The 13964-nt window shown below is 56.3% G+C and carries 16 protein-coding genes; 11 read left to right on the top strand and 5 right to left on the bottom strand.

Going from position 1 to position 13964, the window contains the following annotated elements; all coding sequences use genetic code 11:
- The 3 genes from ACQKEK_RS05435 to ACQKEK_RS05425 form a co-directional block, all read right to left on the bottom strand.
- Complete coding sequence (locus ACQKEK_RS05435; protein ID WP_499141452.1) at positions 1 to 810, bottom strand: ABC transporter permease; 810 nt, start codon at positions 808 to 810, stop codon at positions 1 to 3.
- Between the two features lie 357 nt (positions 811 to 1167).
- The gene (locus ACQKEK_RS05430; protein WP_499141450.1) at positions 1168 to 1599 is read right to left on the bottom strand and encodes a hypothetical protein; all 432 of its coding nucleotides are present in this window, start codon (positions 1597 to 1599) and stop codon (positions 1168 to 1170) included.
- Positions 1600 to 1621: 22 nt separating this feature from the next.
- Entirely contained in the window at positions 1622 to 1807 is a 186-nt protein-coding gene (locus ACQKEK_RS05425) for a prepilin-type N-terminal cleavage/methylation domain-containing protein (RefSeq protein ID WP_499141448.1), read from the bottom strand.
- A 502-nt stretch (positions 1808 to 2309) separates the two neighbouring features.
- Here ACQKEK_RS05425 and pilB point away from each other — a divergent pair.
- From pilB to yacG, 5 genes are all read left to right on the top strand, one after another.
- Positions 2310 to 4016, top strand: coding sequence for a type IV-A pilus assembly ATPase PilB (pilB, locus tag ACQKEK_RS05420; RefSeq protein ID WP_499141446.1), 1707 nt, complete (start codon positions 2310 to 2312; stop codon positions 4014 to 4016).
- A gap of 2 nt (positions 4017 to 4018) precedes the next feature.
- Complete coding sequence (locus ACQKEK_RS05415; protein WP_499141444.1) at positions 4019 to 5239, top strand: type II secretion system F family protein; 1221 nt, start codon at positions 4019 to 4021, stop codon at positions 5237 to 5239.
- 4 nt (positions 5240 to 5243) lie between these two features.
- Positions 5244 to 6107 (top strand): prepilin peptidase, encoded by an 864-nt coding sequence (locus ACQKEK_RS05410; RefSeq protein WP_499141442.1) that lies wholly within the window; start codon positions 5244 to 5246, stop codon positions 6105 to 6107.
- 359 nt (positions 6108 to 6466) lie between these two features.
- Entirely contained in the window at positions 6467 to 7075 is a 609-nt protein-coding gene (coaE, locus tag ACQKEK_RS05405; protein WP_128120170.1) for a dephospho-CoA kinase, read from the top strand.
- A complete protein-coding gene (gene yacG / locus ACQKEK_RS05400) occupies positions 7072 to 7269 on the top strand; it encodes a DNA gyrase inhibitor YacG (protein WP_128120029.1) in 198 nt (65 codons plus the stop codon). The genes coaE and yacG overlap by 4 nt, the downstream gene beginning before the upstream one ends.
- Before the next feature lie 54 nt (positions 7270 to 7323).
- Here the strand turns inward: yacG and ACQKEK_RS05395 are convergent, their stop codons facing one another.
- Positions 7324 to 8016, bottom strand: coding sequence for an energy-coupling factor ABC transporter permease (locus ACQKEK_RS05395; RefSeq protein WP_128120028.1), 693 nt, complete (start codon positions 8014 to 8016; stop codon positions 7324 to 7326).
- Positions 8017 to 8109: 93 nt separating this feature from the next.
- Positions 8110 to 9147 (bottom strand): NADP(H)-dependent aldo-keto reductase, encoded by a 1038-nt coding sequence (locus ACQKEK_RS05390; RefSeq protein ID WP_499141440.1) that lies wholly within the window; start codon positions 9145 to 9147, stop codon positions 8110 to 8112.
- 393 nt (positions 9148 to 9540) lie between these two features.
- On the opposite strand from ACQKEK_RS05390, the gene rplM reads away from it, so the two are divergent.
- From rplM to ACQKEK_RS05360, 6 genes are all read left to right on the top strand, one after another.
- Positions 9541 to 9969, top strand: coding sequence for a 50S ribosomal protein L13 (gene rplM, locus ACQKEK_RS05385; RefSeq protein ID WP_019342644.1), 429 nt, complete (start codon positions 9541 to 9543; stop codon positions 9967 to 9969).
- Between the two features lie 14 nt (positions 9970 to 9983).
- A complete protein-coding gene (rpsI, locus tag ACQKEK_RS05380; protein WP_021209313.1) occupies positions 9984 to 10376 on the top strand; it encodes a 30S ribosomal protein S9 in 393 nt (130 codons plus the stop codon).
- A 263-nt stretch (positions 10377 to 10639) separates the two neighbouring features.
- Complete coding sequence (gene petA, locus ACQKEK_RS05375; RefSeq protein WP_128120026.1) at positions 10640 to 11233, top strand: ubiquinol-cytochrome c reductase iron-sulfur subunit; 594 nt, start codon at positions 10640 to 10642, stop codon at positions 11231 to 11233.
- Entirely contained in the window at positions 11233 to 12444 is a 1212-nt protein-coding gene (locus ACQKEK_RS05370; protein WP_128120169.1) for a cytochrome b, read from the top strand. Before petA ends, ACQKEK_RS05370 begins: the two co-directional genes overlap by 1 nt.
- Positions 12444 to 13253, top strand: coding sequence for a cytochrome c1 (locus ACQKEK_RS05365; protein WP_499141437.1), 810 nt, complete (start codon positions 12444 to 12446; stop codon positions 13251 to 13253). Before ACQKEK_RS05370 ends, ACQKEK_RS05365 begins: the two co-directional genes overlap by 1 nt.
- A gap of 85 nt (positions 13254 to 13338) precedes the next feature.
- Complete coding sequence (locus tag ACQKEK_RS05360; protein ID WP_127840021.1) at positions 13339 to 13956, top strand: glutathione S-transferase N-terminal domain-containing protein; 618 nt, start codon at positions 13339 to 13341, stop codon at positions 13954 to 13956.
- Positions 13957 to 13964 lie beyond the last annotated feature (8 nt).

Below are 13964 nucleotides of genomic sequence, written 5' to 3'. Positions count from 1 at the left end.
TCAGGCGAAACGCTTTCGTTGCAGAGCCCAAACTGCCAAGGCCAGCAAGCCAACCGTGTAAGTCAGGTTTGACATCACCAGCCAGGGCCAGTCGGCGGGTAGCAATTCCATCCGACCATATAGGGTGACCATGCGCACATCCAGCGCGCCCAGATCGGGCAGCAGGTACCTCAGTAGGTCGACGCCGGAGCGGTAACCGTCGGCATCGTTCACTACCGTTGTGTTGCGGGTCAGCAGTTCAACTATGGCGCCAAATGAACGAGCCACGAGCATAAAGCCTAAGGTGCCGATTAGTACAAAGCTGGGTGTGGAGGCGAGCACTGCGAGCAGGGTGGCTACAGCGCTCAGCTGTAGTAGGTCCAAACTTATGAAGGCAATCGTGACGAGGTAATGGGTGCCCAGCGTAACCGGGGTGCTCTGTGCGTAGCCGTGACCTACCATCCCAACTAGTAGCGCGAGCGCGCCGGCAAGCAAAATTAACAGCCCGAGCGTTAGTAGAACTACGGCAATAAAGCGGCCCAACAACAGATGATGCCGTGGGTGCGGATACGACAAAGTATTGAAAAAATAACGCCGATCAAATTCGCGTGATAACAGCTCCTGAGTCATCAATATTAGCACCAGTGGCAACATCAGCCGGATCACCGATAGGCCGATATCCATTGCCACTGTCGCGGGTTGGCGGCCGCTGAATTGGGCGGCCAAAAAAACCGCGAGGGCTAGAACAAGCAACGAGTTGCCAGTCAGCCAGCCAAATCGTGCGCGAAAAGCGAGGCGGAGCCCGGTTGGTAGGTTTGAGAAAGACCGCATGCGAGGTTATCTAGCCAAAGAGATTAAACGTGAGCGTGAGATTGGATTGTAATGCGTGCCGAAGGTGCGTGGCATTATCAGCGTGCAGCTGGGGGTAAATGTCGCAAAGCTTGTCCAGACTTTCTATAGGCTTTTGAGCTTGTCGGATAAAAGCGCGTGCGGTTCACCCCACAGGTAGCCTTTGACGGTGTAGAACGTAATCGTGAAAACAAAACCCCGCCGAAAGGGGCGGGGGTTTTGTGTAGCTATCAGGCAATGCGTAACCGCACGGATTTATCCGCTTGGAGGGCTTCGCATTAGCCAATGCTAGTATCTCTAAGTGAGAGGACTACCGACCTCCCCACCTTACTATTGCAATCAATCCGCTAACCGCGTGGTAGCAGCAGCTTCGGCGACAGCGGTTGTACATGCTGCTGCTTCTGGGTAAAGCGAAACGACCGTCCCCTGGAATGTCGATCCGGTGGCAACGGCAGGGCCCTTAGCGGTCTTATAGACTTTCGGGTTCTGCGAAACCATGGTTCCGGTCGGTGCAGTTGGATCTGGCGACGCCACCAATACTTCAACTTCACGTGCAGTTGTGCGACCGGAAGTATGGCAGCCTGCCAAGGCGATGCCAGCTGTATTGCAAGACGCACCCGCTACGACGCCTGTCGACAGATTGATCTGCACGTTCTCATTTAGCAGCGGTGCGCAATCGGTCATCTTGAGCGAGCCAGACTGTTCAAATGTCACGGCGGACGCCATTCCAGAAGCCATCAAACCTGCGATCAATAGTGTTAGCTTTTTCATTTTACGCCTCCAAGGCTTCTGATTAGTTCAAAGACGAGATGATGGCGGTTGTGCCGTTTTTTACGTCAGCTACTGCAGACGTATCATTAGCCTTAGCTCGGTACTCATTGAACTGAGGAATTGCGATAGCTGCCAAGATTCCGATAATGGCAATTACGATCATCAATTCAATCAGAGTGAAACCTTTTTGCTTCTTGATGGACTTCATTGAAAAGCTCCTTGTTGGTGAGGTCGTTGGACCTGGAGATATAGGAGCAGCTTCTGTGCCAAGCGGGGCGGGGAGGCTTTGAGAGGGGTTAGAGCTGTGCGGTGGTTCACTTTTTGGCTTCTGTACTGGGTTGGTGGTGGCGCCGGACTTTAACTTGTTTGGTGGGAGCTTTCGCCGCGGGGCGCGCCTCCTACAGGAGTGCGAATCTAGAGCCTGATGCCCGCTGGGTTTGAGCTGTGGGCGCTTTAGCGCTGGCCTCGGTCGAATACCTTCGCTTATATAAGAGATTCTCGACAGCGTTTCGCCGCAAGGGTGCGCCTCCTACAGTGTGTGCTGCGGGTAAGTCAGTTGAGCTAGTGGTTGTTGGGGGGTAGCTCGGTTAGACAGTAACGCCCCCAGTCAACAAGTGACAGAAATTGCCACATCTCATTAGCGCGTTTGGCAGGTCTTTGGAACTGCGTTATAAGGGCGCCACATTCCCCCAGCCTTTATAGGCAGTTCAATGAACGAAAACGCTCCCCTCGGTGGTTTGGCTCGCCAGTTGGTTTTGGTCGGTCAGCTTGATGAAAAAATTGCGCTGCAGGCGCAGCAGCAGGCCCAGCGTAACCAGGTGCCGCTGGTTTCCTGGCTGGTGCAGAACAAGCTGGTCAAAAGCCGGGCGGTAGCAGAAGTCGCGGGTGAGCAGTTCGGTGTTCCATACTTCGATCTGACTACGTTGGATAAAGAAACCCAGCCTCAAGATCTCGTCAGTGAAAAGCTGGTCCGTCAGCACCGGGTGCTGCCGCTGCAGCGACGGGGCAATAAACTGTATGTCGCGGTGTCCGACCCGACCAATCATCAGGCCATCAGCGATATCCAATTCAATACCGGGCTTTCGGTCGAGTCGGTGCTGGTCGAGGATGACAAGCTTGGCGAGGCGATCGAAAAGCTGTTCGAGTCGGCCAATACGGCGCTGGATGGTCTGTCCGATTCCGATCTGGATGATCTGGATATCGAAGTGGGAGGCGGTGCGGCCGAGAAGGAAGAGGGCGAGCATAACGAGGCGGATGACGCCCCGGTTGTACGCTTCGTCAATAAGATGCTGCTGGATGCGATCAAGCGCGGCTCCTCCGACTTGCACTTCGAACCCTACGAAAAGTCCTATCGCGTGCGGTTTCGTACCGATGGGGTGTTGCATGAGGTGGCGAGGCCGCCGGTGCAGCTGGTCAGTCGGATTTCGGCTCGCCTCAAGGTCATGGCGGCGCTGGACATTGCCGAGCGACGCAAGCCTCAGGATGGCCGGATAAAGATGAAGGTCTCTAAGACCAAGTCTATTGATTTTCGGGTCAACAGCCTGCCCACGCTGTGGGGCGAGAAGATCGTGATGCGTATCCTCGATTCCTCCAGCGCGAAGATGGGGATCGATGCGCTGGGTTATGAGGAAGACCAGAAAGCACTGTACATGGCCGCGTTGAAGCAGCCGCAAGGGATGATTCTGGTCACGGGTCCGACCGGCTCGGGTAAGACCGTTTCCCTGTACACCGGGCTGAACATCCTTAACACCGTCGATGTGAACATTTCTACGGCCGAAGATCCGGTGGAGATCAACCTCGAGGGTATCAATCAGGTCAACGTCAATCCGCGGCAAGGCATGGATTTCGCCCAGGCGCTGCGTGCTTTCCTGCGTCAGGACCCGGACATCATCATGGTGGGGGAGATTCGTGACCTGGAGACTGCGGAGATCGCCGTCAAGGCCGCCCAAACCGGCCATATGGTGATGTCGACCCTTCACACCAACAGTGCTGCGGAGACGCTCACCCGTCTGCGCAACATGGGCGTACCGGCCTTTAACATCGCGACGTCTGTCAACTTAATCATTGCCCAGCGTCTCGCTCGTAAGCTTTGCTCTAGCTGTAAAAAAGAAGTGGAGGTGCCACGCGAGGCGCTTTTGAAGGAAGGCATCCCGGAAGAGCGGATTGGCACGTTCCAGCTCTACGGGCCGGTGGGTTGTGATAATTGCAACGGCGGCTACAAGGGCCGTGTCGGTATTTATGAAGTGGTTAAAATCACGCCTGCCCTGCAGCGGCTTATCATGGAGGAAGGTAACTCCATCGATATCGCCATTCAGGCGCGCAAAGATGGTTTCAATGATTTGCGCATTTCCGGTCTGGTTAAAGCCATGAATGGCATTACCAGCCTGGAAGAAGTCAACCGCGTGACCAAGGATTAACCATGGCGGAAAAAGCGTTGAAAACCAGTGTGTTCACCTGGGAAGGGACTGACCGCAAGGGCAGCAGGATCAAGGGTGAGCTCTCCGGTCAAAGCCCGGCGCTGATCAAGGCGCAACTCCGCAAGCAGGGTATCAATCCGCTCAAGGTGCGCAAGAAAGCCGTCTCGCTGTTCGGTGCTGGTAAAAAGATCAAACCCATGGACATCGCGCTGTTCACTCGGCAGATGGCGACCATGATGAAGGCGGGCGTGCCGCTGTTGCAGTCGTTCGACATTATTGGCGAGGGCTTCGACAACCCCAACATGCGCAAGTTGGTGGACGAGGTTAAGCAGGAGGTGGCGGCGGGTAATAGCTTTGCAGGCTCGCTGCGCAAGAAGCCGCAATATTTCGATGATCTCTACTGCAATCTAGTGGAGTCCGGCGAGCAGTCCGGTGCGCTTGAAACGCTGTTGGACCGAGTTGCTACCTATAAAGAGAAAACTGAGCAACTCAAGGCAAAGATCAAGAAGGCAATGACTTACCCGATCGCAGTCATCGTTGTGGCGATCATCGTGTCCGCCGTTCTTCTGATAAAAGTGGTGCCGCAATTCGAAAGTGTGTTCCAAGGTTTTGGTGCCGAATTGCCAACGTTCACCATGATGGTGGTCGGGCTGTCCCGATGGCTGCAGGAGTGGTGGTATCTGGTGGGGATCGGGTTGTTCCTGTTCGCCTTCACGTTCAAACATTTCTACAAGCGTTCACAGAAGTTCCGCGATGCGCTTGATCGCGGTCTGCTGAAGACCCCGATCGTTGGGGATATTTTGTACAAAGCGGTGGTGGCTCGCTATGCGCGAACTTTGTCGACGACCTTCGCTGCAGGGGTGCCGCTAGTAGATGCGTTGGACTCAGTCGCCGGGGCTACTGGCAATGTGGTCTTCCGTAACGCCGTCTCCAAGATACGCAATGACGTTTCCTCTGGCGTGCAACTGAACTTCTCCATGCGCACCACCGGTGTGTTCCCCTCCATGGCGATTCAGATGACGGCTATCGGCGAGGAGTCCGGCTCGCTGGATGAGATGCTGGACAAGGTCGCCGGGTTCTACGAAGACGAAGTCGACAATATGGTGGATAACCTCACGACTTTGATGGAGCCGATGATCATGGTGGTTTTGGGTACGCTCGTGGGTGGCCTGATCGTGGCCATGTACCTGCCCATTTTCCAGCTCGGCAGTGTGGTCGGATAAGTCGATGATTTTTGACGTTTTGGCCAGCAACGCGCTGGCCTTTGTTTTATGTGCACTGGTGCTGGGTTTGCTGGTGGGCAGTTTTCTCAACGTGGTTATCCACCGTCTTCCGATCATGATGCAGCGGGACTGGCGTGCTCAGGCGCGTGAATATCTTGAGTTGCCGGCCGAACCGACTGCGACCTTCAATCTTGTTCTTCCTAACTCTCACTGCCCGCATTGCGATCATGAGATCCGTCCTTGGGAGAATATTCCCTTGGTCAGTTGGCTGGCGCTGCGCGGTAAGTGCTCGTCTTGTCGGGCGCCGATCAGTCGCCGCTACCCCTTGGTCGAACTGCTGTGCGGTGTTTTGTCCGGCTATGTGGCCTGGCACTTCGGCTTCTCCTGGCAGGCCGGGGCGGTGCTGTTACTGACCTGGGGCTTGCTGGCGATGAGCATGATCGATGTCGATCATCAGTTGTTACCTGACTCCCTTGTGTTGCCTCTGCTTTGGCTGGGCTTGATCGCTAACCATTTCGGTTTGTTTGCGCCGTTGCCTGATGCAGTGTGGGGGGCGGTTGCAGGCTATCTGAGCCTGTGGTCGGTGTACTGGCTGTTCAAGCTCGTGACCGGCAAGGAGGGCATGGGCTATGGCGACTTCAAGCTGCTGGCGATGCTGGGCGCTTGGGGTGGGTGGCAAGTTTTGCCGCTGACCATTTTGCTCTCGTCCGTCGTGGGCGCGGTGCTGGGTACGATCATGCTGCGCATGCAGAAGGCCGATAGCGGCACGACTATTCCCTTTGGCCCCTACCTCGCGATTGCGGGTTGGGTCGCGCTGCTCTGGGGTGATGAGATCACGTCGGCCTATCTGCAGTTTGCCAGGTTCTAGCGGTTGGTTATCCAGGGCCGGTTCGCTTTAGCCGTTTCCCGCTCCGCAAGTTGGCCGCCCCGCTCACCAGCTGTGGAGTGATAGGCTGGCTGCATAGGCAGCAGCTCGTTGCTGGTCTCACTTCTGATAGCTGTTTGTAACGCCGTGAATGCAAATAAGTGCACAGCGACGTGGAATCCCCACCATCGCTCAGTAGGCTGCAACGTGTTGCATTGGTGTGACGTTCGTTCCCTTGGCGAATGCCAGCTTCCCCAGTTCTGAAAAGGTCGATCAATTCGATCGGGCATTTACCTTGCGCTTGCATCCTCGTATTTCAGACGTTACTACTGCGCGTCGTTTTATCCTTTGGACGGATCGTGATGAAGCCTTGGGTGCTTGGTTTGACCGGTGGTATCGGTAGCGGCAAGAGCGCCGTTGTGGAAGCGTTCGGCCGCCTCGGGGTTCATTGGGTCGATGCTGATCATGCTGCGCGCTGGGTTGTCGAGCCAGGCCGGCCGGCCTTGGGGATGATTGTCGAGCGGTTCGGTGAAAGTGTTCTCGCGTCCGATGGTGGTCTGGATAGAGCGGCACTGCGTGAGCGGGTGTTCCGTGAGCCGGAACAGCGCAAATGGCTTGAACAGCTATTGCATCCGTTAATACGCCAGGAGACCGCTGAGCACCTCGCTCGGGCTAGCTCGCCGTACGCAATCATGGTCTCACCGCTATTGGTGGAGTCCGGTCAGTACCAGCAGGTTGCTCGCGTGTTGGTGGTTGATGTACCAGAGGCGTTGCAGTTGGAGCGCGCCATCCAGCGTGATCAATCCAGCGAAGCGCAGATCCGTGCCATTCTCAAGGCACAGGCCAGTCGCGAAGAGCGTTTGCGCCATGCTGATGATGTGCTGGTCAATGATCGGGACCGGGCCTGGCTGGAGAGTGAGGTTAGACGTTTGCATGATTTTTATCTGACGCTAAGAGGAGGTCAGGAATGAGTATTCCTGTTGTCGAATGCCCAACATGCGGCGCGCCGGTCGAATGGAGTGTCAAAAGTGCGAATCGACCTTTCTGTTCGGAGCGGTGCAAGCTGATCGACTTAGGTGCATGGGCGTCGGAAGAGCACGCGATCCCGGGTAATGAGCTTGAGGATGATCTTTTCTCGGATGACATGCCGCCGCGCCAGCACTGAGGGCGCGTTCGCGTTGCGGCTTGGTTGTGCGGCTGGCTAGCGCTACGGCTTCACTCACATATCATCGTTGCTGTCGTCTTTCCAAGGAGCTTGCAAGTAGCGACTGCGGTTGAATGTTTCCATCCAGTCCGGATAGAACACCACTAACGCACTGACGACCGCGCCGTTGATAAAAGCCTCGGGAAACATCACCAGCCAGATGTACCCGGCGAAGTCATCCAGCCAGGGAGGCATTGGATAGAGGCCGTCGATTAGCAAGATTCCGAGCCCTGCCAAGATGCAGATCAGGGTCGCGAGGCCGGCCGCAAAAAAACCCGAAAAGAATATATAGACGAATAGATTGCGAGGCTGGGTGCGCTCCACGGCGATCGCGCAAGCTTCGGTGACCGTCACGGGTATCAATACCAGCAGCACGCCATTCAGGCCGAGGGCAACCAGTTGCTGGTGGCCTGTGACCGTCAATCCAAGTTGGGCGATAAAGGCAGCGAGAATCGCCAAGGGCCAGTCAAGCAGTAGCGTGACCGCCGTCAGTCCAATGAAGTGGAAAGATAAACCCGAATCGAAGTCACGGCGGACCAACCAAAGCAGAAAGATCGCCAGGACCGCACCGAACAGCAGGTGCTGGCGCCGCGTATCGCTGAACAGCTCGACCCAGGGCGCACGCATGCAAGCCCATATCAGTCCGGCGGCATAGAGCAGCCATCCCAGCACAAGGCTGGTCGGCGCGAGCAGTTCGGCAGCGATCATCTACGGGCTCCTCACGCCAGAGGCTGACTTGGTGGCCGCATCGACAAGGCTTGCGCCTTGTTTCGGTCAGCGGATAGTTGGTTCAAGAGTTCCTCAAGGGGCGGGGTTGGGTTGTTCGGTGTGAATTGCTTCGATGGCTTCGAGCACCTCTGCTGATAATTGCAGTTCGGTGCTAGCGAGATTGCTTTCCAACTGTTCGATTGAAGTGGCACCGATAATGTTGCTGGTTACAAAAGGCTGTTGGGTCACATAGGCCAGTGCCATTTGTGCAGGGTCCAGGCCATGCTCCCTGGCAAGCGCCACATACCGGGAGCATGCCGCCTGCGATTGTGGGTTGGCGTAGCGAGCGAAGCGGCTGAACAGCGTCAGGCGTGCTCCGGCTGGCCGCGCGCCTTGCTCGTACTTGCCGCTGAGCATGCCGAAGGCCAGCGGAGAGTAGGCGAGGAGTCCGCACTGCTCGCGCATGGCAATTTCGGCGAGCCCGACCTCAAAGCTTCGATTGAGCAGGTTATAGGGGTTCTGAATGGATACGGCGCGCGGCCAACCTCGGGCTTTCGCGATCTGCAGGAACTTCATGGTGCCCCACGGCGTTTCGTTCGACAGGCCGATATGGCGGATCTTGCCGGCTCTTATTTGCTCGTCGAGCACTTCCAGGGTTTCCTCGATTGGCGTGAAGTCCTGATCCTGGTGACGGTAGCCGAGCTGGCCGAAGAAGTTTGTGCTGCGCTCCGGCCAATGCAGCTGATAAAGATCTATCCAATCCGTTTGTAGGCGCTGCAGGCTCGCATCCAGCGCAGCAACGATGTGCTGGCGGTTCATCTTCAGGTGACCGTCGCGGATGTGGCTGATGCCGTTGCCGGGGCCGGCGATCTTGCTGGCCAGGATCCAGTCGGCACGATTACCGCGTGCCTTGAAGTAGTTACCTATGTAGCGCTCAGTGGTGGCATAGGTGTCCGGCTTCGGCGGTACCGGGTACATTTCGGCGGTGTCGACGAAATTGATACCGGCAGCTTTCGCGCGGTCCATCTGGGCGAAAGCTTCGCTTTCATTATTCTGCTCGCCCCAGGTCATAGTGCCCAGGCAGAGGGCTGTGACATTGAGTTCGGTACGGCCGAGTTGGCGCTGTTCCATGCGGTGTCCTTGCGTTTGAAGAGTTCTCAGATTGGGATGGTAGCGCAGGCGGTAAGTTTCTTGTCTTCGCCTGCAGCGCTGGTGCCATCGTCGCGGTAGCTGGTAGCGTCGATTGGATCGCGATGCGTCGTACCAGTGCGCGGAAGGGCGAGAAGCTGCTTGCTATTTGGCTGGTAATCCGGATAATTCCGCAGCCTGTCGCCGGGGATGCCTAGCCCGTTGACGCAAAAAACAAGGTAGGGGATGCCTAGCCTACCGAACACTGCCGTAGCGGACGCGCTGACCCGAGCCCCCGATAGCGTCTGTTTCCGGCTGTCCTGGTCTTGCCAGGGCGAGCACCATTCAGTAAGATTCGCCGTCTTATTTTCAGGGCGGCCCCTGAGGCTATAACGAATGAAGACTTTTACTGCTAAACCGGAAACCGTCAAGCGCGACTGGTTCGTCGTCGACGCTGCCGGCCAGACCCTGGGTCGTCTGGCAACCGAAATCGCTAGCCGCCTGCGTGGCAAGCACAAGGCGGAATATACCCCTCACGTCGATACCGGTGATTACATCGTCGTTATCAATGCCGAGCAAGTGCGTGTTACCGGTGCGAAAACCACCGACAAGATGTACTACTCTCACTCCGGTTTCCCGGGTGGCATCAAGTCGATCAACTTCGAGAAGCTGATCGCCAAGGCGCCAGAGCGTGTGATCGAGACCGCGGTCAAGGGCATGCTGCCTAAGAACCCGTTGGGTCGCGACATGTACCGTAAGCTGAAGGTGTATAAGGGTGCTAATCATCCGCATACCGCTCAGCAGCCCCAAGAACTGAAGATTTAACGGAATAGTTCATTATGTCGGCGACTCAAAACTACGGCACTGGCCGTCGTAAGACTGCAACCGCGCGCGTATTCCTGCGTCCGGGTACTGGCAAAATCTCCATCAACAACCGTGAGCTGGACAACTTCTTCGGGCGTGAAACCGCTCGCATGGTCGTTCGTCAGCCTCTGGAACTGACCGAGACTGTCGAAAAGTTCGACATCTACGTGACTGTTCTGGGTGGTGGTGTGAGTGGTCAGGCCGGTGCGATCCGTCACGGTATCACTCGTGCCCTGATGGAATATGACGAGACTCTGCGTCCTGCTCTGCGTAAGGCTGGCTTCGTCACTCGCGATGCTCGCGAAGTTGAACGTAAGAAAGTCGGTCTGCGTAAGGCGCGTAAGCGTCCGCAGTACTCGAAGCGCTAATTCAGGCTTCTCAAAAAGAACGCCCAGCTTCTCACGGAGCTGGGCGTTTTTTTATGGCTGCCGTTTCGCTGCTGCGACAGCTTGTCACGCGTCAGGCCCCGATTTTCGGGGCCTGACGTAAGGTTGTATCCCGTTATTACCTTGTCATGCGAGGGGGTTTTCTTTACCATTTGGCGAATTTTTAGCGGCCTCGTTTTACGGTAGACGCACGTAGTAGACGCCTGCTTTCGGTAGGCCATAAGAAACTGATGGGAGACGACTGAATGAGCAATGACGGCGTGAATGCTGGCCGGCGTCGCTTCCTGGTAGCCGCTACTTCGGTAGTAGGTGCTGCAGGAGCGGTGGGTGCCGCGGTCCCGTTTGTGGGATCGTGGTTCCCGAGTGCCAAGGCCAAGGCAGCCGGTGCACCGGTTAAGGTAAATATCAGCAAGATCGAGCCGGGCCAGCAGATGGTTGCCGAATGGCGCGGTCAGCCGGTGTTTATCCTTCGTCGTACCGAAGAGGCGTTGACGAATCTAGGCAAGCTGACTGATACGGTGGCGGATCCCAGTTCCGAGGCTTCGGTACAGCCGACCTATGTCGATCCGACGGTTCGCTCGATCAAGCCAGAAGTGCTTATTGTGGTCGGACTGTGCACGCACCTTGGTTGTTCCCCATCCTTCCGTCCGGAAGTGGCTGCGCCTGATCTAGGTGCTGATTGGCTCGGAGGCTATTTCTGCCCTTGCCACGGGTCGAAGTATGACTTGGCTGGCCGCGTCTACAAGGGCCAGCCTGCGCCCTTGAACCTGCCGGTTCCCCCACACACCTACGAGACGGACACCATCGTCGTCATCGGCGTGGATCAGGAGAGCGCATGATGAGCAAGTTCATGGAATGGGTCGATGCGCGCTTCCCCGCGACCAAGATGTGGGAGGACCATCTAAGCAAGTACTACGCGCCGAAGAACTTCAACGTCCTGTATTTCTTTGGTTCTCTCGCCTTGTTGGTTCTGGTCAATCAGATTCTCACCGGTATCTGGCTGACGATGAGCTTCGAGCCGTCTGCAGAAGGTGCGTTCGCCTCCGTCGAATACATCATGCGCGACGTCGAATACGGTTGGATCATTCGCTACCTGCATTCCACGGGAGCGTCGGCATTCTTCGTCGTGGTCTATCTGCACATGTTTCGTGGGATCCTGTATGGCTCCTATCAGAAACCGCGCGAGTTGGTCTGGATCTTCGGCATGATGATCTATCTGGCGCTGATGGCAGAGGCCTTCATGGGCTACCTGCTGCCTTGGGGGCAGATGTCCTACTGGGGGGCTCAGGTGATCATCTCGCTGTTCGGTGCTATCCCGGTTATCGGCGACGATCTGACTCAGTGGATCCGTGGTGATTACCTGATTTCCGGCATCACCCTGAACCGCTTCTTCGCGCTGCACGTTATTGCGCTGCCGATTGTGATCCTGGGGCTGGTAGTGCTGCACATCTTGGCGTTGCATGAAGTCGGGTCGAACAACCCGATGGGTGTCGACATCAAGAAAAGCAAGAACGAAGCCGGCGTGCCGCTCGATGGTATTCCGTTTCATCCTTACTACACGGTGAAGGATATCGTCGGTGTAGTCGTGTTCTTGTTCGTGTTCTGCGCCATCGTGTTCTTCTTCCCAGAAATGGGCGGTTATTTCCTCGAGAAGCCCAACTTCGAAGTGGCGAACGCCTTCAAAACGCCTGAGCACATTGCGCCGGTTTGGTACTTCACCCCGTACTACGCAATTCTTCGCGCGGTCCCGGACAAGCTGCTTGGTGTAATTGCCATGGGCGCCGCCATCGCTGTGCTGTTCGTGCTGCCCTGGCTCGACCGTAGTCCGGTCAAGTCGATGCGTTACAAGGGCTGGATGAGCAAAGTTGCGCTGCTGTTGTTCTGCGTCTCCTTCGTCATCCTTGGCGTGCTTGGTGTGCTTTCTCCGACGCCTGAGCGCACATTGGTATCTCGGATCTGTACTGCTATCTACTTCGGTTACTTCATCCTGATGCCGTTCTACACCAAGCTCGAGAAGACCAAAGTAGTTCCGCAAAGGGTGGCTGGCTGATGAAAAAGCAATTTGCTGCATTGATTCTTGCACTGGTGCCAGCCTTCGGTTTCGCCGCTGGCACTGGCGTTCACCTGGATGAGGTCGATATTGACCTGACTGATAAGGTGGCGTTGCAGGATGGTCTACAGACCTTTACCAACTACTGCATGGGCTGCCACAGCGCGCAGTACCAGCGGTACGAGCGTGTTGCGACAGATCTGGGTATTCCCGAAGAGATCATGCTCGACAACATAGTGTTCACTGGCGCCAAAATCGGCGACCACATGAAGATCGGCATGACGCCGGACGATGCAAAGACCTGGTTTGGTGCCGCTCCGCCGGACCTGACGCTGGTAGCGCGAGTGCGTGGGAACGACTGGCTATACACCTACCTGCGCAGTTTCTATGAAGATCCTACGCGTCCGTATGGGGTCAACAATGCGGTGTTCCCTAATGTGGGCATGCCGCATGTACTGGCCCCGTTGCAGGGGCGTCAGGTGTTGCCAAGCAAGCTGCCTGAAGGCGAATCGGTTGCGTGCAAGCAGGTTCAAATCGTCGAAGACGGTCGCAAGCAATTCGATCCGCTGACCGGTACTCCGATCACGCACGAAGACTGCCATGCCATGACGGTTGTGCCAGGTACTGGTGAGCTTACCGAGGCCGAATACGACGAGAAGATCAAGAATCTGGTGGCCTTCCTTGCGTACTCGGCTAACCCGGTCAAGTTAGAAAGCCATCGTATCGGTACCTATGTGCTGCTTTTCCTGGCCTTCTTCTTCGTGTTTGCCTATCTGCTCAAGCGGGAATATTGGAAAGATATCCACTGATTCTTCGCTTATTAGCGTTACCCTGCGCGCGCCCTCATGGGCGCGCGTTTTTTTCTGCCATCGCATATTTTTGAGGAGGGACCCTATGGCCGCTACCAATCGGTTGGCCTGCTATTCCGATCCCGCCGACCACTATTCGCATCGAGTGCGTTATGTGCTTGCTGAAAAGGGCGTCAGTGTCGAGATAATTGACGTTGATTCGGCGCACTGTCCGGTCAGGCTGACCGAGGTGAATCCGTACGCCAGCGTACCGACGCTAGTGGATCGTGATTTAGCGCTATACGAGCCGAGTGTGATCACCGAGTATCTCGAAGAGCGCTATCCGCACCCGCCGTTGCTCCCTGTCTACCCCGTGGCCAGGGCCAATACGCGCCTGCTGATACATCGGGTACAGCGCGACTGGTGCGCACTGGTGGATCGGATCGGCGATCGCCGCACAGCTGATGCGGCGCGTGCCCAGGCGCAAAAAGAGCTGCGCGAAAGCCTAACGGGCGTGTCGCCCGTATTTGCTGAAAAACCTTTCTTCATGAGTGATGACATCAGCTTGGTTGACTGCTGCTTGTTGCCTATCCTGTGGCGTTTACCCAAACTTGGAATTGACTTGCCGCGAGCGGCGAAACCGCTGCTCGATTACATGGAGATCAATTTTGCTCGGGAGGCCTTCCAGGTCAGTCTATCCGCCGTTGAGCGCGGCATGCGTTAAGAGGGGCT

The sequence above is a fragment of the Pseudomonas sp. NPDC077408 genome (assembly GCF_050269105.1).
Lineage (GTDB): Bacteria > Pseudomonadota > Gammaproteobacteria > Pseudomonadales > Pseudomonadaceae > Stutzerimonas.
Note: the sequence above shows the minus strand (reverse complement) of the source record. Positions and strands in the feature narration are given on the sequence as shown.

Coding starts and splice junctions, on each gene's coding strand:
- ACQKEK_RS05435 (WP_499141452.1), bottom strand. CDS start 810: ATGCGGTCTTTCTCAAACCTACCAACCGGGCTCCGCCTCGCTTTTCGC.
- ACQKEK_RS05430 (WP_499141450.1), bottom strand. CDS start 1,599: ATGAAAAAGCTAACACTATTGATCGCAGGTTTGATGGCTTCTGGAATG.
- ACQKEK_RS05425 (WP_499141448.1), bottom strand. CDS start 1,807: ATGAAGTCCATCAAGAAGCAAAAAGGTTTCACTCTGATTGAATTGATG.
- pilB (WP_499141446.1), top strand. CDS start 2,310: ATGAACGAAAACGCTCCCCTCGGTGGTTTGGCTCGCCAGTTGGTTTTG.
- ACQKEK_RS05415 (WP_499141444.1), top strand. CDS start 4,019: ATGGCGGAAAAAGCGTTGAAAACCAGTGTGTTCACCTGGGAAGGGACT.
- ACQKEK_RS05410 (WP_499141442.1), top strand. CDS start 5,244: ATGATTTTTGACGTTTTGGCCAGCAACGCGCTGGCCTTTGTTTTATGT.
- coaE (WP_128120170.1), top strand. CDS start 6,467: ATGAAGCCTTGGGTGCTTGGTTTGACCGGTGGTATCGGTAGCGGCAAG.
- yacG (WP_128120029.1), top strand. CDS start 7,072: ATGAGTATTCCTGTTGTCGAATGCCCAACATGCGGCGCGCCGGTCGAA.
- ACQKEK_RS05395 (WP_128120028.1), bottom strand. CDS start 8,016: ATGATCGCTGCCGAACTGCTCGCGCCGACCAGCCTTGTGCTGGGATGG.
- ACQKEK_RS05390 (WP_499141440.1), bottom strand. CDS start 9,147: ATGGAACAGCGCCAACTCGGCCGTACCGAACTCAATGTCACAGCCCTC.
- rplM (WP_019342644.1), top strand. CDS start 9,541: ATGAAGACTTTTACTGCTAAACCGGAAACCGTCAAGCGCGACTGGTTC.
- rpsI (WP_021209313.1), top strand. CDS start 9,984: ATGTCGGCGACTCAAAACTACGGCACTGGCCGTCGTAAGACTGCAACC.
- petA (WP_128120026.1), top strand. CDS start 10,640: ATGAGCAATGACGGCGTGAATGCTGGCCGGCGTCGCTTCCTGGTAGCC.
- ACQKEK_RS05370 (WP_128120169.1), top strand. CDS start 11,233: ATGAGCAAGTTCATGGAATGGGTCGATGCGCGCTTCCCCGCGACCAAG.
- ACQKEK_RS05365 (WP_499141437.1), top strand. CDS start 12,444: ATGAAAAAGCAATTTGCTGCATTGATTCTTGCACTGGTGCCAGCCTTC.
- ACQKEK_RS05360 (WP_127840021.1), top strand. CDS start 13,339: ATGGCCGCTACCAATCGGTTGGCCTGCTATTCCGATCCCGCCGACCAC.